Here is a 22164-nt window from a genome sequence, read left to right as displayed (position 1 = left end):
AAAATAGGTTCATTGCCGTTTGTTTATAGTTGGGGTTTCCGCAAGCAATTCGATCGCTGATTCTACTTGATAAGACAGCTCCACTTCTAGGTTTTCAATTGCGGCTTGCACTCGCTTATTTGGCGGCTCTGCTGCAAGCCAAGAAAGCACTTGTTCCATTTCTGGACGTTCATAGAACCGTTGTACATACGCAAGCAGCTGGCCATATTGGAGCATATTTCCACTTCCGAGAGGATTAAAATAATCACGCATATTGTCTGATCCTACTTGCAACGGCACCCCTGCCTTGGCTAGTTCTTTCACCCGCGTTAACGAGCGTGTTGCGATCGCCGTTGGGCAAGCCGTTACCGTCATTCCCGATTCTACGACAGCTTCAATTGTTTTCTTTGCTACGTCGTCATCCACCGTTGCAAGTGAACAGCAATGAATCGCGGTTACTTTTTGCTTCCAGCCTTTTTCTATCGCCACCTTAGCCAAATACGGCAAATGAAAATCATCAGTTCGCCCGGTTTCATCGGTATGAAACTCAATCCAATCAACATCTGCTTTCTCAGCAAGGGCAAAGATTTTATCGATATGTGCTTGACCGCTTTGATCCATACTCGTATGGCCGCCGATTCCGTTCACTCCCATACTCAGCGCCTCTGCTAGCAGAACTTCTGTTTCCGGGAATCGGTCAAAGCCTTCCTGGTTAAAGACGATGAGATCAAGCACCAACCGTCCGGACCACTCTTCTTGCACCTCAAGCAGTGCTTCAACTGCTCGTAATTCAAATAGGGGATCAACGTCAACGTGGGTTCGGACATAAGTCGTTCCGTAACCAACCATTTTTTCAAGAGCCAGGTTTGCGGCAAGCTTAATTTCATTTTTGGACATTACCACTTTTGCTTCCCTTGTCCACTCAGCCCGCTTGGGTGCTGGAGCGTCTTTGTAGCTATATGGTGGGATTAGGAAGCCTTTGTCAATATGGGCGTGGTAATTTTTCCAACCATTTTTAATCATTAAGCACCCTTCCTTCCACACGTAAAATCGGCGCAACGAGATTTGCACCTTGAGGTCCCTGGTGCTCCGAACCAGCAGAACATAAAATCCTCGTTTCGCCGACATAGCTTCCAACAACCGCATTTGCAACAGCCTTTGCCAAAATCCCCGCATGCATGCTCAATGCATCAGTATGCATTGTATGGCGCTTTCCGCGCACATCAGGCAATGCATCTGCTCCTGCATTAACAAAAACTTGTACAATTTGTTCCTTCTGGTTTGGCGTCAAAAACCCATCTACCTGTATCCCAATATCATTAAATGCGCCTTGGAGACCAATCAAATCGAGAGCATCCGCCATTACACCTGCACCTATCTTCAAATCGCTAACGGATTCTGTTGAGTTCCCCATAACAATAATGCGAGCTGCGACTTGTTCCTGCCCAGCAGATACGCTCGTTTTGGACGAAAACAAGGAATGATCTTTGTTTAAACTAGCTTCCGTTAACAAAGCACGATTCACTTCTTCAAGAGCAACTGCTGAACCAAGTGCAGACGCTGCTTTTGAAAGGCTTCCAGCAACGCCCCAAGGACACTTCACTTCCACACACTTAACGTCCTCGATCGATTTGATGCCCGCTTCGTTCATCGCTTCTTTGACAGCCTCACTCACAAGGTTGACCTGAGCAAGCGTCCCAATCTCTTCTTTTTTCAGTACACGTGTTGAAGCAACACCAAAACTAAACCGCTTTTCTCCCGTTCTTACCTTTTCGCTTTGCTGTTTAATGAACAATGTGAAATGGGGTGTCATGAGACCGCCTGTCTTGCCAATCATCATCATTGGAATCTGATCAAACACATCTTGTTGACTAATATCTAAACGTTCTGACAATAATTGTTGGAACGCAAGCGTCGCATAGCCCCTTGCATAGCCATCTCCTTCTGTTTGCGCAATAATTGCCTGAATGTCTTGCGCTTTTACTTCATCGTTTTCCAGCATTGCAGCTAATGCCGATACGTCTCCTGGATGCTCCATATCACATCGAATCAATTGGTAATCCATTCTTTCTCACCTCGTTTGTTTTTTAGCAACTGTTGACTGTTCCCTTTATTCTAGCAGCGCCAATTCTACGTGTAATTGGTAAACAACGACATAAATCCACCTAACTTTTTAGTAAGTTCTCCTAATTTTAACGCCCCATGTCATATCTTCACGACAACATCGTTACAAAACCTACCGTCTTGATTCTTTGCTGACGACCTTGACGCAGATCTTAAAACTCATTAGCCTATGCAAAAATAGCGCTCTCTAATGGAACTTGGTTCAGTACATCACTTTCACCAAGTAAAACCTCTTGTAGTATGTTGGTTATGGAAGAAAAGCAGAAGATGTCCACTTTCTCTACAAACAATGTGGCGTTTTGCAACAACGAAGGCATTGGGCTTCATATTATTTAACAACGGAAAAAAGCGGTGATCCAACTGGATCACCGCTTTTTTTGCCAATACGGCTACTACACTTACAAAACCATATCGACACAATGTTACAAAAACAGAAGGGAAAGTCTTTCTTATTTTCTCATTCTGAAATAACCGAACATCACCATTTGTACTGAGATATTAGTGTCCTTTGAGAGTACCTTCTTAATCTTATATGCTACTATACCATTCCTCCGCTTTTTCAGTCACCGCCAACAAAAAAGTAAAAACAAACACACAACCTTCCTCTCCATTCCCATCTACTACAATAGAATCGCCAAATTCCAACCCGTTTTGCTTAACTAAAACAGGAACAGTAAAAACAAGTGAAGAATAGCGTCTACTGATTGCAGAGCGCCGTTATCTATGAGTCTCTTATAACGTAATGATCACCCTAAACTCGTATAAGCGGTTACAAACTAGACAAATTGCTTTGGTTAACTTTGTTCAAATAATTCCTTGAAACCTTAAAACAAACTCTGCAATAATGGCCGACCCAATGAGTGTACTAAACAAAACACAGACAGAAACGATCATCGCGCGCCAACCCATACTCACAAAATCAGTCCAGGAACGGCCTATGGCAATACCCGCGTATGCGAGGATTGGAGTAGCGATAGCGAGCAATTGAATTTCATTTGTATACGCAATGACGTAGCTGCCCCAAGGTGTTTGAGGGAGAGACGCGACGATTCCAATAGCAATCACATAAACGACACTTGGTATATTTATAGGAAGAAGCTTACTGATTGCTTGGCCAACGACAGCGACAAAAACTAAGATTGCCATTCCATATGCAGCTTCAAGTGAGAGGACACCGTAGCCAGTCCAGTTTCCGATATAGGCGACAGTACCAATAATCACCATTAATAGAAAGTATTCTTGGATGTTTTTCATCGATCTTCTCCCCCTCTCCACTTAGCAAAAACACGATATAATTTTTCTGTAATTGGAAGTGCAATAAAGATGCTGACAAACAGACCAGTTGAGTAGGTGAGCAAGTTGCTCGCCCCTGCAAAAGCAATTATTTGTGTCTCAAGCTCAGGATAAGATGCAATAAGCGAGCCAGTAGCGGCCGCCATCATGCTACCACTCCCTATCCCAGCTGCCATCGCAAGCGAAAGAGGATGGAGCGGTGTGAACGTTGCAAGGAAGCCCGCGATCAGCCCGTAAAACAACGCGCCAAAAACTGTACCGAATACATATACTGTCGTAACCCCTTTTCCTTCTGGTGAATCAAAACCGAATTTGTCATAAATCAGTCCCAGGTTCGGTTCTCTTCCAATGGAGTGGGTCATCCCTATTGCCTCACGCTTCATACCAAGCAATAGAACCGCTACAGGTAGTGCGAAAATAATCGTGCCAAAGTTGCCTATCTCTTGCAGCAATAACGCCGGACCGGCAGCAATGACATCCTGAAGGCCAGGACCGATCGTGACACCAATTTTAGCGATAAGCAAGGCGACACTAATTGTAATAATGGGCTCTGCATGTTTCGATTGCTTTTCTTTGACGAGCGGTGTGAAATAAAGCACCAAACCAAACAAGATTGCAAAAAGCATCGGCAGCAACATAATGACCCCAGGTCCGACCGGTATTTGAATGACTCCAATTCGTTCTGTCACGATAACTAGACCGAGAACAAGGAGATGCAACCTCCAGTCTTTTACAAGCTTCATCGTCTCACCCATTTCCCTCACTCTCCTTTATTGGAAATCACGGAATAAACAGCGGTTGAATCAAGCTTGCCTTTCTTTTGTTGCAATGCCGCTCTGTAAAGCTGATTTACGACCGATGCGGTTGGTTGTGGTGTGTGTTGCTCTCGTGACATATCCATATAAAGCTCAAGATCTTTTGCCATGTGACCTAAATAAAACAAGACTTGATCAAATGATTTTTCCAGCAGGTTGCTGCCGAATACATCAACAACTCGGTTGTGCCCTGAGCTTTGTTGGATAATATCGAACAATACTTGTGGAGCGACACCTTCTTGCTCTGCAGCAATCATCGTTTCACTTAAAAGGGATGTAATGCCCGCAACAATCATGTTGTTGCATAACTTAACTGTTTGCCCTGCTCCAGATGAACCAACGTATATCACATTCTCGCCAACCACATGTAAAAATGGCTTCTCAGTGAGGAAATCGACTTCGTTTCCACCAACCATAATGGTCAGCGTACCTGCATCAGCTCCAGCAGGGCCACCACTTACAGGACAATCGAGATAGCGAATGCCTTTGGCAGCACAGAGAGCGTGGATACGCCTGGTCGTTTTTACGTCAGTCGTTCCCATATCAAAAATGGCGCTACCTGAACGAATCTGTTTTAGCACACCACTATCACCAAACAAAGCCTCTTGCAGTATCGTTGGTGATGGCAAGGAAAAAAGAAGATGGTCCACTTTTTCTGCAAACAATGCGGCATTTTGCATAAACACCGCACCTGCAAGCTCGAGCTCTTGCCGATAGAGAGAGTGTTCATCACACACATAGACAAAATATCCTGCTTTTAAAAGATTGCGCACCATCCCTTTACCCATAGCCCCACAGCCAATTACACCGACATTCCTCATCCTTTAAACCTCCTATGATTTTAAATAAACTGCCTTTGTCTCAAGCCAGAAGTCGAGCGCTGCGCTTCCTTGTTCCCGCGGTCCAATACTCGAATTCTTCTTACCCCCAAAAGGCAATTGGTTTTCATAATGATTTGAAGGAACATTAACATGAGTAACACCCGTTTGAATTCGACGGGTAAAGTCATGTGCTTTATGCAAGTCCTTTGTAAAGATAGCCGAAGACAAACCAAAGTCTGTATCATTTGCAATCGCTATTGCTTCTTCATAAGAATCAACTTCAATTACAGCAACAACTGGACCAAAGATTTCTTCTTGCGCAACAGCCATTTTCGTTGTTACCCCGCTAATGACAGTTGGGGCAACGAAATAACCTTTGTCTTTGCCACTGTCTAACAACCGCTCCCCTCCACACTCAATCGTAGCACCAGCTTGTTTTGCACTCTCGATATAATGCAAATACGTCTTCAATTGTTTTTCATTTGCAATGGCCCCGTTTTCAGCGCCTGCCGAAAATCCGTCCGCGACCGTAATGGCATTTGCTTTTTCCACAAGTCGATCAATGACCTCTCTCGCAATTGACCTTGGGACAATTAACCGGCTTGTCCCTGTACAGCTTTGACCATTGTTATACATGCCACTAATCACAACACCTGTTATTGCCGCTTCTAAATCCGCATCTTCGAGAATAAGCGTTGCGTTTTTCCCACCCATTTCCGCTTGCATCTTTCCCCCTCTCGCTGTTACCGATCGTCCAAGCTGGAGACCGACGTGGGATGATCCAGTGAACGAAATCGCTTTCAACTGCTTGTTTTCACCCATTTCACGCCCGACAATTTCGCCAGCTCCAGTCACCATGTTTAAGACGCCTTTTGGTATACCTGCCTGAACAAAAAACTTTACTAGTTCAGTGGCGATACGAGCTGTATCATTCGGTGGCTTATACACAACGGTATTTCCAGCAATGATGGCGGGAGCAATTTTATATACACCAATCCCTAACGGAAAATTAAACGGAGTAATGACGCCCACTGCGCCTAATGGTTCTTTAATTGAGTACGTGAATGTATCAGGATCATTCGCTGGAACAGTCTCACCAGCAATCCGGCTCGCAGCGCCACTAAAATGTTTTAATGCTTGTACTGTTGCATCGACTTCTTTTCTCGCCGCCACAATCGTTTTTCCTACTTCTTTTACAATGAGCGTCGCCAATCGTTCCTTCTCTTCTTCTAACATCGGAATGAGCCGATATAATATGTCCCCTCGGTGAATAGCCGATTGCCGACTCCAGTTTGGAAATGCTTCAACTGCACTTTGTACTGCCAACCGTGTATCAGTAACAGATGAGCTTTGGAATATTCCGAGCACCTCATCTATACTTGCTGGATTGGTGCTTTCAAATGTTTCTCCTGATTCTGAATGCACCCAACTTCCATTGATAAAGTTCCCATACGTTTCCATTAATGTTCCCACCTTTCTTTGTCGTACATTGTCGTCATTATAATTTTCTGACGAATGAAAGGAAATAGGGACACCCACATAATTTGTTGTTTAATCATGTGGATGTCCCTATGGAAAAGAAAAGCGTTATTTAATTATCGTTCAGATTAATCGCGATGACGATGTTCATCCAAGCCGCTTCTTCAGTAAATGAGACACCTAATTCCTGCTCAATTCTTTTGACACGCTGGTAAAGTGTGTTCGCATGAATATATAAGGAATTCGCTGTTTGTTGACGATTGCGATTTGATGCGATTAACGCCTTTAACGTTTCTATATAGACGGGTTCCATTGAGAACAGCGGTCCAAGATGATCTTGGATGAAGGCTTGTTTATCTTTTGCATCAATACGGTTCAGAAGACGCTTATACCCGAGCTTCACATAGTATGCGATTGAATCACCGGCAACCGCCCCCTCTTCCCATGCTCCAACTGCCTCATGATACGCATCAGCCACATCATGTAGCTGAACAAAACGGCTTACCCCGATCGTCACTGAAGAAGAAAACGATGGTAACTCGTACAAGCTTTTAGAAAAAGAAACGATTTGTTGTTCTTCTGATGCATTCATCACAACAACCCAATGAGAACGATACACCATCACTGTTACTTCTGAAGTAGTTTTCAAAGCAATTTGTTCAATTTTCTGGCACAAAGCACCAAGTTCGCTTCTGCTTCGTTTAAAAACAAGACATCGCACATACTCGTTCCGATGTGCAGAAAACAGCTGTGCCACTTCCTCGATTGTCGATCCATTTAATACTCGTTCAAATAACGATTCTTTCATACGCAAATTTCTTTCACAGATATTCATTTCATAGCGATACATGATTGCAATGGTTTCAGCCGCCTTTTCTATTACGTAACGTTCTTTTATCGTTGCTTTCTTATTAAACACAAGCCAGCCGATGGGTTCATTTCCTTGTAGTACTGGATGAGTATAATTGTTATGCGATTTCACTTCCGAGAATTCAACCTTTTTTTCTTTCGGAAGTAACCTACGCAAAACCGTCATTACTTTTTCCAAGCCACCACTTTCCGCTAAAACTCGGGCAAACCGATCTTGGATGAACAAACTTTCATTTAATTCACGGGTTTCCGCTGCCATCTGTTCAAAAAGACGTACATGATCAATCGCATGCGCTCCTTGAACAGCAAGTTGTGCCACAAGCCTAACTTCTTTTTTGGAGAAGGGAATACCGTCATCTTTATGCTGATTAACTGCTAACGTTCCGATACATCGGCTTCCATTAAGCAGCGGCACGCTGAAAGAACTGTTAATGGACTTGTCCGCTATTCCTTGTCGATACCAACGCAAGTTATCGCTTGAGATATTTGCCATTCTTTCTTTTACATCTTTTTCTCCCAGACAAAGAACCGGCTGTTTGCTGACAAAAACCTGACCAGTCATCGACTCTCCTGGCTTAAACGCGATTCGTTTTAAGCTTGAAATGACTACTCCAAAACCAGTCCCAAGGCGAAGCACTTTTCTTTCTTCGTCATACAAATAGAGAATAACCATATCTGCGCGAGGAATGAGCCTTGGCACAGCTGTTGCCAGAGCATCTAACACGGCGGGAAAATCACGGGCACGAGCAAACGACTCGTTAATTGACCAGAGATCATGTAATTCGGCTTCTTTCATAGCGCTTCCCCTTTCAAAAAACCTTTTTATCAGCATATATGAAGAGGTTGCTAAAACACAACAATAGACAGAATAATCAATCAAAAAAACATGAAGCATTGCACTAAAAACAAACCTCCATACTTATGCCTCACCAATCATTCCTGTTAACATTACCTAACCCGTAAGTGAGATCACACCAACAAATAGAACCAAACCAATGGCTTCCGCTAATTCCCAAAAATAAAAATCCATATGATTCACCCACATATCTCTTATCGTAAAAAACATGATCAAACGAATAGATAACAAACCTTATACATCAGAAAGGGACGCTCGTATTTCAGCGTCCCCATTTTCATCACGGCATTAATTTAATACAAACTCCTCAATCGCATAAGCCACACCATCTTCATTGTACCGTTTCGTGATATGGGTGCTCGCTTCTTTAACTTCCTCTTCGGCATTCCCCATCGCAATGCCCATACCTGCCACAGCAAACATCGATAAATCATTTAAATTGTCTCCAATTGCAACGGTGTTTTTCATTGGAACACCAACTACTTCCGCAAACGCTGCCAGTGCATTCCCTTTACTCGTATCTTTATGGGCAATCTCTAGCTTTGTTTTACCTGAAGTTGTTAGCGAGAGGTCCTCACGACTCGATAGTTCTTCTTCTAACGCATCTAGTTTTTCCCGGTGAAATGAGAATACAAAAATCTTATAAATACCAAGGCTAGCGAGATCAAAATCGTGATAATCAGTAATCTGACGCGTTCCTTTCTGCTCAAACTGAAGGTTCATTTCACGAGTAGCCCATTCAGTGGAGAAGCTTTTATCGCTACCTGCCTTCTCTTTGATTTCTCGTTCAAGCATCCCTTTGCCTCGTTCAAATAAGTACACACCCTCATTTGTGTACAATTCATAGTAATAGTTCTCTGACTCCAGCTGTGGCAATAGTTCTTCTAATAAGGCAGGTTCCATTGATAATGTTTGAATCTGTTGTCCATCATTAAATGTGATAGCCCCATTCCCTGTTATCAGGGGACATTCTAGTTTTGCTTCTTCAAGAATCGCTTTTGTATCATGTAAAGAACGTCCAGAACAAATTGAAACAACGCAGCCCGCTTCCTGTGCTTTACGAATCGCCTGAGCATTCCTTGCACTAATCGTCCCGTCATCAGCTAAAAGCGTGCCATCCAAATCAATTGCAATTAACGAATTCATCTCAACCACTCCAGTATTCTCTCTATTTGTATTTACTATATCATACCCATTTGACTTAACCTGATCGAAACGGTTTATAACAAAACAACAACTGACGGATATTGATCCAATAAAAAATAGAATCACACTCAATTAATAATTAAAGTTAACGTTAACGTAAATTGTATACTTAAAAAGATAATAGGAGGTGATGTTAGCTATGCTGACTATATTTGTCATAGAAAAGCTTTAAAACATTTATATTTAGACTATAGCCTTGAAAAAATTGAAATACAGTTGCAAGTGGCTGACGAATTAAAATCTCATAGTGGGGGGCTTAATTACGTTTAAAAGAGACCACTTTGAACTGCCCCTGTAGACAAGAAAATAATCATTGTTTACGAATGGCATGATTCCTATGAAATTTGTGACGCCAAGACTCTTAAGAGATGCTCAAGTCCTCACCGTTTGGGAGAGGACTGCGAATGTACTCGGTCAAGAATTGATCAGACTTGTAAACAAATTCTCGGCACATGAACTATTTATTGAGGCAATGGAGTCTAGATTAGCGTCATTGAAATCAGGAGAAGCCGTTTCAATTGTTCGTGAACAACTAACATTTGTCGCTCACCAATTACATGAATACGCAAACGCAGACGTGCTAATTCAACAAGTAGAAGCAAAACCACTCATGCAAACACTAGCGTACGTATACGAAAGCATTGTTGCACTGGAATGGGTCCAAAAACATGGTGAAACATATGCCGATCTTGTAGATATTTAAATCGAAGATACTTGGGGTGCGCTGAAGGCACTCCCACTCTTATTTCTAAGAACATTTCACTCAAAGAAGGATAAACTAAGTAATAAATAAAATACGTTCACTAACAAATATGCAAACAAATACCAACAAAAAAGTCGATAATCAACGTAGAAAAACAAAAAAAGGCTGTCTTAGCGACAGCCTTCTCTATAACAACTTCGTCTTACTTGCTTCTACGAATCTTTTCAATCTCATCAGCAACAAACTGAACTTGAGTTCCAACAACAACTTGAATGTTATGGTCTGAAACGATATTTATTCCGGGAATACCTGTACTTTTGATTTCCGCTTGATTGACTTGTTCCATATCCTTTACTTCAATTCGAAGACGTGTAATACAATTATCAACAGAAAGGACATTGTCATCGCCACCTAAACCTTTATAAATCGTTGCAGCCATTACAGCTAACTTGTTCTCATCTCCAATTAAATTACCATCAGAGGAGTCAGACATATCTAGACTTTCACCCTCTGGTTCACGGCCAGGTGTAGTGAGGTTAAACTTCACAATTAAGAAACGGAATAAGAAATAGTATATTGCTCCAAAAACAAGACCTTGAATAAGCAGCATATAAGGTTGGTTTGCCATTTCAAGAGGAAAGCTTAAAAAGAAATCCAATAACCCTGCACTAAAAGAGAAACCTGCCGTCCATTGGAAAAAGGCAGCAATCGCTAACGATAAACCCGTTAAGGCAGCATGAACAACAAAAAGAAATGGAGCAACAAACATAAATGCAAATTCTAGCGGCTCAGTAACTCCAGTTAAAAATGCTGCAAAACCAGCGGCAAGCATAAGCGAGCCAATTTGTTTCTTTTTACTTGCGTGAGCCGTATGATACATCGCTAGGGCCGCGGCAGGTACACCAAACATCATAATAGGAAAGAATCCGGCTTGGTAACGACCTGTTATGCCCAGCTCGCCTTTCCCATCCCAATAGTTTCCAATATCATTAATACCTGCAACATCAAACCAGAATACAGAATTTAAAGCATGATGGAGACCAGTAGGAATGAGCAATCGATTAAAAAAGCCATACAGTCCTGCCCCAATAAAGTCAAGTTGGCTAATCCACGTTCCAAATGTCACAAGAGCATTGTAGATGAATGGCCAAATAAAGAACAATACCGCTGATAGAAAAAGCATCGTCGCCGCAGTTACAATTGGCACGAGTCTCTTTCCACTAAAGAACGCTAGAGCAGCAGGTAATTGAACATGACTAAACCGGTTGTACATAATTGAAGCAATCACACCGGATAAAATCCCAATAAATTGATTTTGAATGACTTCAAAAGCAGGGTTTACTGCATCAATATTTGTATGTGTAAGTTCAGCAACCGTTTCTGATGATAAAACCGTGGTGATTACTAGAAACGCAACTAACCCACTTAATGCAGCCGAACCATCTTTATCTTTTGATAATCCGAGGGCGACACCAAGTGCAAAAAGCACACCCATATTATCAATAATTGATTCCCCAGCAGCGCTCATAAATGCTGAAACGACAGTATCTTCTCCCCATGAAAACTCCCCAATCCAAGCTCCAACACCAAGCAAAATGGCGGCAGCAGGAAGGACTGCGACTGGCAGCATCAATGACCGACCTAACCTTTGCATATAATCCATCATCTTGTACACTCTCCTTTTTTCATATTTATATAAAAGACCAAAAAACCCAAATAGCGCATAGATTATCCATCTTCGGACTTCTAATTGCCATTTGGGTTATGCCTGAGTTGTTAACAGTGACACTCCAAAATTCATTATGTGATTAGTCTCCATATATGAAGCGTTAAGTATACCTTCTCATTTAAAGTAAGCTCCCACTCATAATGCTTTTTCAGGATGCGAGAGATTTTTTCTACACATTCATAAGCGTGAGAATACTTTCCTTTTATCAAGTCAATGAGGTCATCATCCATCTCATTCTGTTCAAGCTTTTCTCCATGTAATTGCCGAAGGAGAAAATAACGAAGATGGGTAAGCAACCGTAAATAATTTAACGATTCTTCATTCAATTGCATGTCATAATGGTATTCTATCATTTCAATAATACGGCTAATCGCTTCGGTCATTTTCATCGTTTCCGATAAACGAGCACTGGGACCTTGGGCATTTACAAAATGATAGGTTAAAAATGTTTCTTCGCTTTTTGGAAGAATTACATCCAATAAATCGTAAACAACGCGTATCGCTTCAATTGCTGCTTTATGTTCTTTCGGATAGAGCTTCTGTAATTCCCACCGATTCGTATGGGGATAATCGACATTATCTCTTGTTCGCTTTACTGCATAGTTCAAATGATCAGCAAGTGCTAAAAAGATATGCTGGTTTAGTTCTGTTCCCATAACAGATTCAGCAGTTCGAATCATCTCTGCAGTCGCTTCAAAAATAGAAATGGGTATTTGTTCGATCATTTCTAAAAACGGTTGACGAGAATTCGAAGTCGATTCGGCAATAAACTTCTTTTTAATAGTGGCCTCGTCAATTGCAGCACCTTTTTCCTTGCCAAATCCAACGCCGTTCCCAAGAATTACCCACTCTGTGCCAGAAGAGTCTTCAACTAAAGCAACATTATTATTAAAAGACTTAATGAGGTTCATCTTGTACCTCCTAAAACAAAACCCTGAAGTTATGCCTGATCGAATCAGTAACACCCTCCAATTTAAGGTTATTATAGTACACGAGCTAACTTACGTAAATAAATAGTGTAAAATTATATGTCTTTATCAACATTGACAAATCGTCATTTTCATTATAAACTAATTAATGAATGACATTCAGTCACTTTTTTTATTATAAAGGATGTGTTTAGATTGGATAAACGAGAAAAAATTATTGACGCAGCCATTTCTGCCTTTCAAGAAAAAGGCGTTGAGAAGACAACGATCACGGACATTGTCAAACGGGCTGGTATCGCTCAAGGAACCTATTACTTGTACTTTCCATCAAAGCTATCAGTGATGCCTGGTATTGCAGAAGTATTTGTCACAAAGATCATGGATCAATTACGTGAACAAGTGACGAGCGATTCGATCGACAAGCAGCTAGATGAAGTTGTCGAGTCTCTTTTCGGAACAACCGATGAACATCGAGAATTAGCCATTCTTATTTATTCTGGACTCACCCAAACTGAGCATATAAAGGAATGGGAATCAATATACTCTCCATTGTACAAATGGCTTGAACAGCTTCTAGAGCAAGCAATAAAAGCGGGTACGATTCGGTCTTCCATTCAAACAACGTATACTGCACGCATTATGGTTGGTGCGATCGAATCAACAGCAGAACAAATCTATTTATACAACAATCATGAAGAAGCAACTGACTCGGCGCATAAGCAAGAGCTGCTTACTTTTATTCGCCACGCATTAGGGGCAAGCGATTCCTAATCAAATTAGGTCGCTTGCTCTTCTTATGAACCTAAAATGAATGATTGTCATTCATTTACTTGAAAAGGAGATCGATTTACATGAATAACGGTTGGTATTATGTTGTATTAACTTGTCTTTTTGAATTGGTTTGGGTATTTGGTTTTAACGTCGCTACCTCTTGGTGGCATTGGGCAATCATCATTTCAGTCATCCTCGTTGACTTTTACTTTCTTGCTAAAGCCTGTGAGTTCTTACCAACAGGAACGGTTTATGCCATTTTCGCAGCAGCAGGTACAGTAGGGACAGCGCTTATGGATATCTTCATCTTCGGCGGTTCGTTTAGCCTCGCCAAGGGAGTCTTTATGGGGATTCTCGTGCTTGGGGTCATTACCTTAAAACTCGCTGACAATAAAAGCGAACAAACAAATACTGTGAAAGGTGCTGCTTAAAATGGGTTGGTTTTTTGTTCTTATTGCAGCTTTATTTGAATTAGTAGGAGTCATCGGTCTAAAGAAGTTTAGCCAACATAAAACGTTCCTACACGCCTTGCTCTTTTTTGGTGGGTTTGGCTTTTCATTCGTATTTCTTTATGCATCTTTTAACTACTTGCAAATTAGTATTGCTTATGCCGTCTGGATTGGCATTGGAACAGCCGCTGCTGTACTTGTGAACATGGTCTTTTTCGGGGAATCTAAAAACGCAGGTCGTGTCATTAGTCTGGTCATTATTGTGGTTGGCGTGACAGGTTTAAAAGCCGTTTCTTAAATGATGTTCAAACAACGAGACTATAGGAAGACCCTTAGTCTCGTTTACATTTCTTCCTGATTAATCATAAAAAAGAAAACTTTAGATGTGACTATGTACTTTTTGCGCTAAGTCGCTCTCATCACTACTCTTCATAGTGCAACGATGGTTATACGATTTTCACTTGAGGCCACACTTCTTTTAAGGAGAGCTCTTTAATCGTCGCTTTCTCTAACAAATCAGTAGACGTATCAAACGTTTGAATATCTTCATCTAATTCAAGACACCATTTCTCTTCATGATAAAGATGATAATATATCCATCTAAATAAAAAGTAAGATAGACTCCACCTATATTTTGCTTAATTTCTTCCTGTAACATTTCATAGGAGTACGTTAATTTCTCTTCGAATAGCTCTACATACATTCGCACATCAGGATCTTGATCCTTTTTAAATGTCTCGATAAATGCTTGATTTTGTTCCTCCGTAAACTGATGGGTCATGTTGCTCCATATACATTCAGCAACCTCTCTCCTAACGATTGCCTGTGAATCGTAACTTAATTGTAAAAGCTTCTCACCAAACCATTTTACATCAACATCGGACTGGGCAAAAAAGAGGATTGCCTGCATTAGTTCTTCCGTATTCTGTTGAGACATTAACGCTTCAAACTCATCCTTCGTCCACTCTTTATCATAAAAATCGACTTCTTCGTCAACAGTTTCTTCTGTATACAACTGATCAATAAACAAATCAAAATCATTTGCTAGTTTTTTATTTTTACGTCCTCATAATTATCGACATACACGATCGGTGGGTTAACGGACACCTTTCGATAATCAAACGCAAGCCATGTATGACCATCACCATTGAACAACAACAATCCCTCTGGTAAAACCCATTCCTGTTGAAAATAAGCACTATCAAAAAGACCCGTGTTTGACCCAATACCATAAATGTAATCTACTTCAACAAATGGTTCTGTAAAGTTAGGATGGTTGGGAGCAGGAAACGCATTGCGGACAATCATTCCACCATTTTGTTCGAGAACCATATGAGCGTAAGTAGGTGGAAACTTTACTTTCAAACGATTCTCTGCTGCTTTTACATCTTCGTTTGTGATCTAAGGATGAAATTACCCTTTTCATCTGACCAAAGTTTAACCATGTGGGTCCTCCTTTTTCAATCAACCCATTTTTGAAAAACCTGTTTTCAAAACGAATACAGTCTCTTGGGTGTTTACATTGTTGATATCCATACATAGCGCACCTTTGCTTCTTGCGTCCACACCGTCAGTACCCAATCAAGCTCACGATCCACAAATACATAAGCCTTTCCTAAACCCATTTCCTTATATGTATAGTAATGGTCTCCATAAATCGCTTTTACCTTATTAAGCGAATCTCCTTCTTCTAACTCATTTAATCCCCAATTCGTAGAAAACGACGTGATTCGGTGACTTGTATCTGTTTTTATCATTAAATCACCATAATCATACATGAATCCATCTGGTTGAATATTCCTTTCGTACTCACCCACTTGGTTTAATTGTTTAACAGTTGTCAGTTCGTCTAACTGCATACCTACAACGGTTTCCTTTGATAAGTCCGAAGAACGAATAAAATAATGATTGGATACAGAAAATTGCCAGACTAAAAAGCCGAGCACAATAGCCAATGGAATGGTAAGAATGACCACTTTAGACTTCTTAGAATGGTCACCAAGGAAGTAATTTATTATGAAGAGTATATAGAGCAAAATGCAGATAAACAACAAGACCACTACTAGTAACATCCGTTAACAATCCCTCTTCTTTATTTGCTGCATCAGTTCTACTCATACCTTTAACCATTCAAGTGGTACTTTCTTAATAAAATGCCTTTCTATATAACGAAGAACCTCTTCGTTTCCGGGTAAGGTTACTTTCACCACTGCTTCGTCTATTAAAAGCCATTCAAAATCACTATGTTCATCGTTTAGTTGTACCTCTGTCTGTTCGCTTACATAGCCGACAAAGACAGGAGCAACGTAGATCAAGTTGCTTTTAGGGTTATAAAACTGATCAAATGTATTGGTCGTGTATAGGGTCAAATCCGTAATACCCGTCTCTTCTCTCACTTCACGCCATGTCGCTTCTACCGCCGTCTCACCGCTTTCTATCCCACCGCCAATATAACACCACAGTCCTTTTAACGTTGAGGACGCTCTCTTCAACAGCAATACTTTGTATTGACTAGCCACTTGTTTAATCAGCACAACTGCTATTCCAGTACACCTTATAGGCACATCCTCTTGCACATACATGATCAGCTCATCCCTTCTTTCTCTGTAATGTCGTTACAAATAAACTTGTTAGAAATGCAACGAAAGACACCAATATGCCAAACATTAAACCAATATCACGCATAAATAAATCATCTTCCTGAATGGCAAGTGGCGTTTTATGGAGCCATATAACGAACCCTATCGTTAAAAGGAAATAAAAACTGCTTCCCATTAAACTCATTTTTAATCGTTCACTTTTCGTGCCTTGAAACCCCTGATTGGCAAACGCCCATAAAAGCAAACTTGCAATCACTGCGGCCGCCATAATAAACAAAGGACTTGTTGGCACTGCAAAATAAGCAGGTAAGTACAAAAGGAGACTTGTGAAGGCAAACAGAAGTAGATTCATGCTAAAAAGGAAAATTCCTGCAAACCATGGGTTCTGAAACCATCGTGCTTCTTGTAAGTGTTTAATGATCTTATTGCCTTCCAAACGATTCATAAGCGGGGAGGCAAACAATAACAAAATGAGTAAACAAATGAGGCCAACAAAGACGATACCTGTAATGGAAAAGCGCATTACTTTACATCTTTCCGGTCATATTCCAGCAAATCACCAGGCTGACAGTCTAGTACATTACAAATCGCCTCAAGCGTCGAGAATCGAACGGCTTTCGCTTTTCCGTTTTTTAAGATTGATAAGTTTGCCATCGTCACTCCGACCTTTTCTGAGAGCTCTGTCATACTCATTTTCCGTTTTGCTAGCATGACATCTAGTCGAATAATTATTGCCATCTTCTCCACCTCAAACCGTTAAATCATTCTCTGATTTTATTTTCAAAGCACTCGATAATAACCCTTGTAGAACTGCTGCAAAGAAGAAAATGACTAACGTCGTAAACATAATCCCTCCACCGATTAGAGCAATACCTGGATGAAGTGCATTTAAAGTAAACAACCCTGCCATGCCTAGTGCATAGAGTCCAATAATTGCCCCCGCACACACTTTAATATTTCCAAGCGTTTTGACCGCCCATTCTGAAAAAGCATATTCTTTCTCAATAAGCATCAATAAGTGAAATGCTTGATAAAGCGCAAAGTAAAAAGGCACAGCTGTCATATAAATACCTGCCAAAACGGGAATGCGCAAATGCGCGAATTCTGGATTTAATTCCGCAGCTTCTCTCGCAAGATTCGGCAAAGACCAAATGCAACATATTGCAACAACAATACCTATAAATACCGTAACCCCTTTTAAAAAAAGAACCGTCCCATCTTTCATACTAACACCTCACCACTTTTATTCTCTAAAGTAATTATACGATAACTATATATCGTTTATCAATAAAAAATTAATGTATTTCAAAAACCCTTAAATATAAAATGGATTATCTGAATTAAGCAAGGTAACTAAACTTATTCATTTAACCGAATTTTCTATGCATTTAAATAGACTGCCACCTAAGGAAATGCTAGACTATAAAACAAGTTGAGAGGAGTGATTCAATTTGACACATCATGTTCCAAGTAGAATATTAAATGATGGGACAACAATTCCTGAGATTGGTTTTGGTACAGCGCAACTCAAAGGAAACAAAGGCTCAAATACAATTTCAAGCGCCATTGACGTTGGTTATCGATTGATTGACTCCGCTTTTAATTATGAAAATGAAGGAGCCGTTGGTACTGCTGTCCGTCGTAGCTCGGTTCCGCGAGAGCAGCTGCGAATTACTTCGAAGCTACCAGGTCGCCACCATGCATATGGGAAAGCAATCGAGACGATTCAAGAATCATTGATGCGTGCCAGACTTGACTATTATGACGTTTATCTCATTCATTGGCCAAACCCTAAGCAAGACCTATTTGTTGAAGCATGGCAAGCGCTAATTGAAGCACAAAAATGGGGTCTCGTCCGTTCCATCGGCGTCAGCAACTTTTTGCCGGAACACCTAGACCGTATTATTAATGAAACAGGGGTCACACCAAGCATAAACCAGATTGAACTACACCCCTATTTCTCCCAAGAAGACCAACTAGCTTATAATACTAAACTCGGTATTGTTACCGAAGCATGGAGTCCGTTTGGCCGCGCCCGTTCTGATAGCGTCTTTTCTGATCACAGCCTCGCTTCGATTGCTGAAACATACGGTAAATCAGTTCCACAAATCATTATGCGCTGGCAGTTGCAACTAGGTACTCTCCCCCTCGTCAGATCATCAAACTCTGAAAGACAACTTGAAAATTTATCCGTCTATGATTTTTCCTTAAGTGATGATGATATGACAAAAATCAATCAGCTCACTAAACCAGATGGACGTATTGATAATCAGAATCCAGCAGAATATGAAGAATTCTAACGTCATCTTCCCCTTGCTTCTTAACAAGCAAGGTTTTTTTACTTTTAGTTGTAATCGGAAACAGAAAGGTATTGGGGTAATAACAATATTAGTTGGGGAGGGGGGGTTACCGTATTTAAATAGCTACAACGCATAACAAACCACTTCCCCCTCTTATTAATTTATGATGACTTACTAGCGCTAGTAAGAGAAACGAGAACCTTTTGTGGTTCTCGTTTTTCTTAACATTCCATTACCCACATAAAATCCCATTGATTGGGAACTATAAGGAAGCTTAATTTTATGTAAATGGAGTGACTCAATGCTTATGCAACCACTACTTATTTTAGGAGCCCAACTTCTCTACGTCCCATTAGTTGTCTTGCGCACTCTTATGATGGTAAAAGGCGAAAAAGAAAAATCAGCTCTATTCGCTACGTTTGAAGGGGGCGTTCATGTTGTAGCACTTGGAATCGTCTTCAGTGATTTATCTAATTATTGGAATATGGCAGCTTATGCGATTGGCTTTGGATTAGGCATGTACATTGGTGCGATTGTGGAAGAAAAATTGGCAATTGGCTACGTCTCCATTCAAGTGAATACGTCAATTCAACATAAGCCACTTCTAGAAGAACTGCGGAAATCTGGCTTCAGCGTATGTGCTACACCGGTTGAGGGTATTCACTCTTTACGTTATCAACTAGCTTGTACCGCAAGGAGGGATAGGGAACACGAGTTTATTCGCATTGTTAATGCCTATGATTCAGAAGCATTTGTAGTTTCCTTTGAGCCGCGAAATTTCAAAGGAGGCTATATTGTTAAACGCAAAAAACAAAGAGGCAAATGGTTATTAAAAAAGGAACGGAACGAAACCTATACTTAAAAAAGATGCATTCTTCTTGTGTGCATCTTTTTTAGGTATAATATAAAGAGAATATTTACACATTTATTCTAAAAAAGGTATGCTAATAGATGATTTAAAATGAGAGGGAGTCACCACGAATGTCCATGGGTTCTGATTATTACCTTTACATGGTTATTAATGCCTCTTCATATGCAAGGAAATTTGCTTGTAGAAGAAAAGGAGCAAAATACTTGGAGTATTTTAAAACAACAAGGTGTTTCTCTTTCTCATCTCGTAATCGCGAAAGCCAGCTTAACGACAATCGTAACGTTAGGCATATCTTTTATAACAGGCATTGCCAGTGGGTTTGGTCTTTTCACATCCTTCTTAGTATGCGTTTTTATTATTCCTGCGCTTTTGATTATGCTTTCAATTGGCACAATTGTGAGTATGTATTCAAGAAATACAATTGAAGTGAACTTATGGGCGACACCAGTTGTCATTGTTTTTATTGCCCTGGAAATAATCAATCAAGTTTTGTCGAACCAAGGAGAGACTTTTTTCATCCAAATACTCCTTAACTACCTTCTTTATGAAGGATTATCCTTAATTCCCACGCGACCCGTAGATGCCTTTCTCTCCCCCTTTCATTATATTATTGTTTGGTCATTTTTGTTTATTTCCCTTGCTTTATTTACGATGAAGAAGCGGCCAACCGACTTTTAACCTTGCCAATTTCGGCAAGGCTTTCTTCATTCACAAATTGCATTGCTCCATTCACCTCCTGCCTCCCTCTTTTCATTGGATATGTAATGCCAAACCCTTACATTCCTTCTACAATGAAGGTAGAAATATACTATCCATTGTAAACATGTATAAAGGAGAATAAACAATGCAAAGTTTTTTTCAGAGTATTGCTGAAGCAGATACTATTTATCAATATCTTGGTGTTTTTATTGTTTCCATGGTTCCTTTTTTCGAATCATATGCTAGGCTTTCCACTTATTCCAGTTGGCATAATTGCGATTGTTGGGAACCTTATCTCTGTACTTGGATTTATATGGATTATTGATAAAGTAAGAGGAGGAAATAAGGAGCGGAAAGAAGGTGGACGCTGGCGTCGAGCACAGAATTTCTTTAGAAAGTATGGTGTTCCAGGCGTATCACTAGCTGGTCCGCTTATCGGCTATCATATTGGTGCAGCAATTGCTCTTGCTGCTGGTGCTAGTAGACAGTACGTAACTTTATGGCAAATTATAGCGATAACGCTTTGGGCAATTGCTTTGACTATTGCTTTTGCTTTAGGTGCTAACTTTAACGTTTTTCGCACTTTTTGAACAGTCTATTTGACTGCCTCGTTTTATTACCCAATGCACATGCATTGGGTTTTTTATTTACCTTCATAATGTACTTATTATTCATTTTGGTTATCAAGTTTGTTGAATTTCCCTTTTCCTCTTCCAATCTTATAAAAACCTGTTAAACTTTGCATTTAATCTTTAAGTGGAGAGGGTGAAATTTGATGCTTATACAACCATTAATTATACTAGGCGCACAGCTTTTATATGTCCCCTTAGTTGTGTTACGCACACTTATGATGGTAAAAGGTGAGAAAGAAAAGTCGGCACTATTTGCAACGTTAGAAGGCGGCGTTCATGTAGTCGCTCTTGGAATCGTATTTAGTGACTTAAGCAACTACTGGAGCATGGCCGCTTACGCAATCGGTTTTGGCGCTGGAATGTACCTTGGTGCACTCATTGAAGAACGTTTGGCCATTGGTTACGTATCCTTACAAGTCAACACATTGGAAAACAACAAGACGCTAATTAATCGCTTACGGGAAGTAGGATTCAGTGTTTCCGTAGTTGCGGTAGAAGGCATTGACTCCCTCCGCTACCGACTCGACTGCACCGCCCGCAGAGATCGTGAAAATGAGTTTATGGAAATAATCGGTAAATATGAACCAAACGCCTTTGTTGTTTCCTTTGAGCCACGGAGTTTTAAAGGTGGCTATGTTGTAAAAGGCATGAGGAAGCAACGGGAGAAATTCTTAAAACGGAAAGCAAAGGAAAAGAAACCTTAAAAAAGAGAGGGGTTTCCCTCTCTTTGTTTAGTTCCAATTTTATTTGTACGGCATTCATTATTTTTTAACGTTTCTTTTTATTCTTCCAATACTCTCCAGGCGTTTCGCTCATACTCTTTTTTAATGACCTCGTGAAACTATTTGCGTTTCCATAATTAACTTTTGTTGCAATCTCTTTGATTGGACGGTTCGTTTCAAATGAGAAGTTTCTTCGCATGATCAATCCGTAATCTCTCTAAATACGCAACGAAATTTTCGCCCGTTTTCTTATTGGCAAAATGACTAAAATTCGAATAGGATAAATTAAATTGATCAGCTAACCTTTGCAACTATG

General features: G+C 40.5%; 26 protein-coding genes. 9 read left to right on the top strand and 17 right to left on the bottom strand.

Translation table 11 applies throughout. The annotated features are described in order from the left end of the window. Window positions 1–9 precede the first annotated feature (9 nt). The 8 genes from BK584_RS16895 to BK584_RS16860 all read right to left on the bottom strand — a co-directional run bounded on the left by BK584_RS16895 (window position 10) and on the right by BK584_RS16860 (window position 9383). A complete protein-coding gene (locus BK584_RS16895; RefSeq protein ID WP_078393661.1) occupies window positions 10–1002 on the bottom strand; it encodes an amidohydrolase family protein in 993 nt (330 codons plus the stop codon). Further along, complete coding sequence (locus BK584_RS16890) at window positions 995–2044, bottom strand: ring-opening amidohydrolase (RefSeq protein ID WP_078393660.1); 1050 nt, start codon at window positions 2042–2044, stop codon at window positions 995–997. Before BK584_RS16890 ends, BK584_RS16895 begins: the two co-directional genes overlap by 8 nt. Window positions 2045–2907: 863 nt before the next feature. Beyond that, a complete protein-coding gene (locus BK584_RS16885; RefSeq protein ID WP_078393659.1) occupies window positions 2908–3357 on the bottom strand; it encodes a hypothetical protein in 450 nt (149 codons plus the stop codon). After that, window positions 3354–4151: a DUF3100 domain-containing protein gene (locus tag BK584_RS16880; protein ID WP_078393658.1), complete on the bottom strand. Its 798-nt coding sequence runs from the start codon at window positions 4149–4151 to the stop codon at window positions 3354–3356. The genes BK584_RS16885 and BK584_RS16880 overlap by 4 nt, the downstream gene beginning before the upstream one ends. A 5-nt stretch (window positions 4152–4156) precedes the next feature. Further along, window positions 4157–5032: an NAD(P)-dependent oxidoreductase gene (locus tag BK584_RS16875; protein ID WP_078393657.1), complete on the bottom strand. Its 876-nt coding sequence runs from the start codon at window positions 5030–5032 to the stop codon at window positions 4157–4159. 12 nt (window positions 5033–5044) lie between these two features. After that, complete coding sequence (locus BK584_RS16870; protein ID WP_078393656.1) at window positions 5045–6493, bottom strand: aldehyde dehydrogenase family protein; 1449 nt, start codon at window positions 6491–6493, stop codon at window positions 5045–5047. Window positions 6494–6623: 130 nt separating this feature from the next. Beyond that, window positions 6624–8177: a helix-turn-helix domain-containing protein gene (locus tag BK584_RS16865; RefSeq protein WP_169871330.1), complete on the bottom strand. Its 1554-nt coding sequence runs from the start codon at window positions 8175–8177 to the stop codon at window positions 6624–6626. Window positions 8178–8525: 348 nt separating this feature from the next. Continuing rightward, the gene (locus BK584_RS16860) at window positions 8526–9383 is read right to left on the bottom strand and encodes a Cof-type HAD-IIB family hydrolase (RefSeq protein ID WP_078393654.1); all 858 of its coding nucleotides are present in this window, start codon (window positions 9381–9383) and stop codon (window positions 8526–8528) included. A gap of 397 nt (window positions 9384–9780) precedes the next feature. Here BK584_RS16860 and BK584_RS16855 point away from each other — a divergent pair, with 397 nt between their 5' ends. Then, window positions 9781–10146, top strand: a complete 366-nt coding sequence (locus tag BK584_RS16855; RefSeq protein WP_139365690.1) for a hypothetical protein — start codon at window positions 9781–9783, stop codon at window positions 10144–10146. Between the two features lie 202 nt (window positions 10147–10348). Here the strand turns inward: BK584_RS16855 and nagE are convergent, their stop codons facing one another. Then, on the bottom strand, window positions 10349–11812 hold the full coding sequence (nagE, locus tag BK584_RS16850) for an N-acetylglucosamine-specific PTS transporter subunit IIBC (protein ID WP_078393652.1): 1464 nt from the start codon (window positions 11810–11812) through the stop codon (window positions 10349–10351). A gap of 134 nt (window positions 11813–11946) precedes the next feature. After that, a complete protein-coding gene (locus BK584_RS16845) occupies window positions 11947–12786 on the bottom strand; it encodes a PRD domain-containing protein (RefSeq protein ID WP_078393651.1) in 840 nt (279 codons plus the stop codon). A 213-nt stretch (window positions 12787–12999) separates the two neighbouring features. Between BK584_RS16845 and BK584_RS16840 the strand changes: the two genes are divergently transcribed. The 3 genes from BK584_RS16840 (at window position 13000) to BK584_RS16830 (ending at window position 14322) form a co-directional block, all read left to right on the top strand. Then, window positions 13000–13575, top strand: a complete 576-nt coding sequence (locus tag BK584_RS16840; protein ID WP_078393650.1) for a TetR/AcrR family transcriptional regulator — start codon at window positions 13000–13002, stop codon at window positions 13573–13575. An 80-nt stretch (window positions 13576–13655) separates the two neighbouring features. Beyond that, window positions 13656–14006: a DMT family transporter gene (locus BK584_RS16835; RefSeq protein ID WP_078393649.1), complete on the top strand. Its 351-nt coding sequence runs from the start codon at window positions 13656–13658 to the stop codon at window positions 14004–14006. 1 nt (window position 14007) lies between these two features. Then, on the top strand, window positions 14008–14322 hold the full coding sequence (locus BK584_RS16830) for a DMT family transporter (protein WP_078393648.1): 315 nt from the start codon (window positions 14008–14010) through the stop codon (window positions 14320–14322). Between the two features lie 252 nt (window positions 14323–14574). On the opposite strand, the gene BK584_RS16825 is transcribed toward BK584_RS16830, so the two are convergent. From BK584_RS16825 to BK584_RS16795, 7 genes are all read right to left on the bottom strand, one after another. After that, window positions 14575–15054: a hypothetical protein gene (locus BK584_RS16825; protein ID WP_078393647.1), complete on the bottom strand. Its 480-nt coding sequence runs from the start codon at window positions 15052–15054 to the stop codon at window positions 14575–14577. A gap of 14 nt (window positions 15055–15068) precedes the next feature. Further along, window positions 15069–15425, bottom strand: a complete 357-nt coding sequence (locus tag BK584_RS16820; RefSeq protein ID WP_078393646.1) for an SMI1/KNR4 family protein — start codon at window positions 15423–15425, stop codon at window positions 15069–15071. A gap of 116 nt (window positions 15426–15541) precedes the next feature. Next, complete coding sequence (locus BK584_RS16815; RefSeq protein ID WP_139365689.1) at window positions 15542–16096, bottom strand: hypothetical protein; 555 nt, start codon at window positions 16094–16096, stop codon at window positions 15542–15544. A gap of 42 nt (window positions 16097–16138) precedes the next feature. After that, the gene (locus BK584_RS16810) at window positions 16139–16606 is read right to left on the bottom strand and encodes an NUDIX hydrolase (RefSeq protein WP_078393644.1); all 468 of its coding nucleotides are present in this window, start codon (window positions 16604–16606) and stop codon (window positions 16139–16141) included. 7 nt (window positions 16607–16613) lie between these two features. Beyond that, entirely contained in the window at window positions 16614–17147 is a 534-nt protein-coding gene (locus BK584_RS16805) for a hypothetical protein (protein WP_078393643.1), read from the bottom strand. Then, on the bottom strand, window positions 17147–17362 hold the full coding sequence (locus tag BK584_RS16800; RefSeq protein ID WP_078393642.1) for a helix-turn-helix domain-containing protein: 216 nt from the start codon (window positions 17360–17362) through the stop codon (window positions 17147–17149). Before BK584_RS16800 ends, BK584_RS16805 begins: the two co-directional genes overlap by 1 nt. Window positions 17363–17372: 10 nt before the next feature. Continuing rightward, complete coding sequence (locus BK584_RS16795) at window positions 17373–17849, bottom strand: DUF2975 domain-containing protein (RefSeq protein WP_078393641.1); 477 nt, start codon at window positions 17847–17849, stop codon at window positions 17373–17375. A 226-nt stretch (window positions 17850–18075) separates the two neighbouring features. On the opposite strand from BK584_RS16795, the gene BK584_RS16790 reads away from it, so the two are divergent. The 5 genes from BK584_RS16790 (at window position 18076) to BK584_RS16770 (ending at window position 21830) form a co-directional block, all read left to right on the top strand. Further along, the gene (locus tag BK584_RS16790; RefSeq protein ID WP_078393640.1) at window positions 18076–18924 is read left to right on the top strand and encodes an aldo/keto reductase; all 849 of its coding nucleotides are present in this window, start codon (window positions 18076–18078) and stop codon (window positions 18922–18924) included. A 301-nt stretch (window positions 18925–19225) separates the two neighbouring features. Next, complete coding sequence (locus BK584_RS16785) at window positions 19226–19786, top strand: DUF2179 domain-containing protein (protein WP_078393639.1); 561 nt, start codon at window positions 19226–19228, stop codon at window positions 19784–19786. A 99-nt stretch (window positions 19787–19885) separates the two neighbouring features. Next, window positions 19886–20473: a hypothetical protein gene (locus tag BK584_RS16780; protein WP_078393638.1), complete on the top strand. Its 588-nt coding sequence runs from the start codon at window positions 19886–19888 to the stop codon at window positions 20471–20473. A gap of 230 nt (window positions 20474–20703) precedes the next feature. Next, on the top strand, window positions 20704–21084 hold the full coding sequence (locus tag BK584_RS16775) for a hypothetical protein (protein ID WP_139365688.1): 381 nt from the start codon (window positions 20704–20706) through the stop codon (window positions 21082–21084). A 185-nt stretch (window positions 21085–21269) separates the two neighbouring features. Continuing rightward, the gene (locus tag BK584_RS16770) at window positions 21270–21830 is read left to right on the top strand and encodes a DUF2179 domain-containing protein (protein ID WP_078393637.1); all 561 of its coding nucleotides are present in this window, start codon (window positions 21270–21272) and stop codon (window positions 21828–21830) included. The last annotated feature ends 334 nt before the right edge of the window (window positions 21831–22164 follow it).

This window comes from Shouchella patagoniensis (genome assembly GCF_002019705.1).
GTDB classification, from domain to species: Bacteria; Bacillota; Bacilli; order Bacillales; family Bacillaceae_D; genus Shouchella; species Shouchella patagoniensis.
This window is presented reverse-complemented; position numbering and strand designations above follow the sequence as displayed.

Bases quoted from the DNA above. Each gene is read 5' to 3' on its own strand.
- BK584_RS16895 (WP_078393661.1), bottom strand. From the start codon at position 1,002: ATGATTAAAAATGGTTGGAAAAATTACCACGCCCATATTGACAAAGGC.
- BK584_RS16890 (WP_078393660.1), bottom strand. From the start codon at position 2,044: ATGGATTACCAATTGATTCGATGTGATATGGAGCATCCAGGAGACGTA.
- BK584_RS16885 (WP_078393659.1), bottom strand. From the start codon at position 3,357: ATGAAAAACATCCAAGAATACTTTCTATTAATGGTGATTATTGGTACT.
- BK584_RS16880 (WP_078393658.1), bottom strand. From the start codon at position 4,151: ATGGGTGAGACGATGAAGCTTGTAAAAGACTGGAGGTTGCATCTCCTT.
- BK584_RS16875 (WP_078393657.1), bottom strand. From the start codon at position 5,032: ATGAGGAATGTCGGTGTAATTGGCTGTGGGGCTATGGGTAAAGGGATG.
- BK584_RS16870 (WP_078393656.1), bottom strand. From the start codon at position 6,493: ATGGAAACGTATGGGAACTTTATCAATGGAAGTTGGGTGCATTCAGAA.
- BK584_RS16865 (WP_169871330.1), bottom strand. From the start codon at position 8,177: ATGAAAGAAGCCGAATTACATGATCTCTGGTCAATTAACGAGTCGTTT.
- BK584_RS16860 (WP_078393654.1), bottom strand. From the start codon at position 9,383: ATGAATTCGTTAATTGCAATTGATTTGGATGGCACGCTTTTAGCTGAT.
- BK584_RS16855 (WP_139365690.1), top strand. From the start codon at position 9,781: ATGAAATTTGTGACGCCAAGACTCTTAAGAGATGCTCAAGTCCTCACC.
- nagE (WP_078393652.1), bottom strand. From the start codon at position 11,812: ATGATGGATTATATGCAAAGGTTAGGTCGGTCATTGATGCTGCCAGTC.
- BK584_RS16845 (WP_078393651.1), bottom strand. From the start codon at position 12,786: ATGAACCTCATTAAGTCTTTTAATAATAATGTTGCTTTAGTTGAAGAC.
- BK584_RS16835 (WP_078393649.1), top strand. From the start codon at position 13,656: ATGAATAACGGTTGGTATTATGTTGTATTAACTTGTCTTTTTGAATTG.
- BK584_RS16830 (WP_078393648.1), top strand. From the start codon at position 14,008: ATGGGTTGGTTTTTTGTTCTTATTGCAGCTTTATTTGAATTAGTAGGA.
- BK584_RS16815 (WP_139365689.1), bottom strand. From the start codon at position 16,096: ATGTTACTAGTAGTGGTCTTGTTGTTTATCTGCATTTTGCTCTATATA.
- BK584_RS16810 (WP_078393644.1), bottom strand. From the start codon at position 16,606: ATGTATGTGCAAGAGGATGTGCCTATAAGGTGTACTGGAATAGCAGTT.
- BK584_RS16805 (WP_078393643.1), bottom strand. From the start codon at position 17,147: ATGCGCTTTTCCATTACAGGTATCGTCTTTGTTGGCCTCATTTGTTTA.
- BK584_RS16800 (WP_078393642.1), bottom strand. From the start codon at position 17,362: ATGGCAATAATTATTCGACTAGATGTCATGCTAGCAAAACGGAAAATG.
- BK584_RS16795 (WP_078393641.1), bottom strand. From the start codon at position 17,849: ATGAAAGATGGGACGGTTCTTTTTTTAAAAGGGGTTACGGTATTTATA.
- BK584_RS16785 (WP_078393639.1), top strand. From the start codon at position 19,226: ATGCTTATGCAACCACTACTTATTTTAGGAGCCCAACTTCTCTACGTC.
- BK584_RS16780 (WP_078393638.1), top strand. From the start codon at position 19,886: ATGAGAGGGAGTCACCACGAATGTCCATGGGTTCTGATTATTACCTTT.
- BK584_RS16770 (WP_078393637.1), top strand. From the start codon at position 21,270: ATGCTTATACAACCATTAATTATACTAGGCGCACAGCTTTTATATGTC.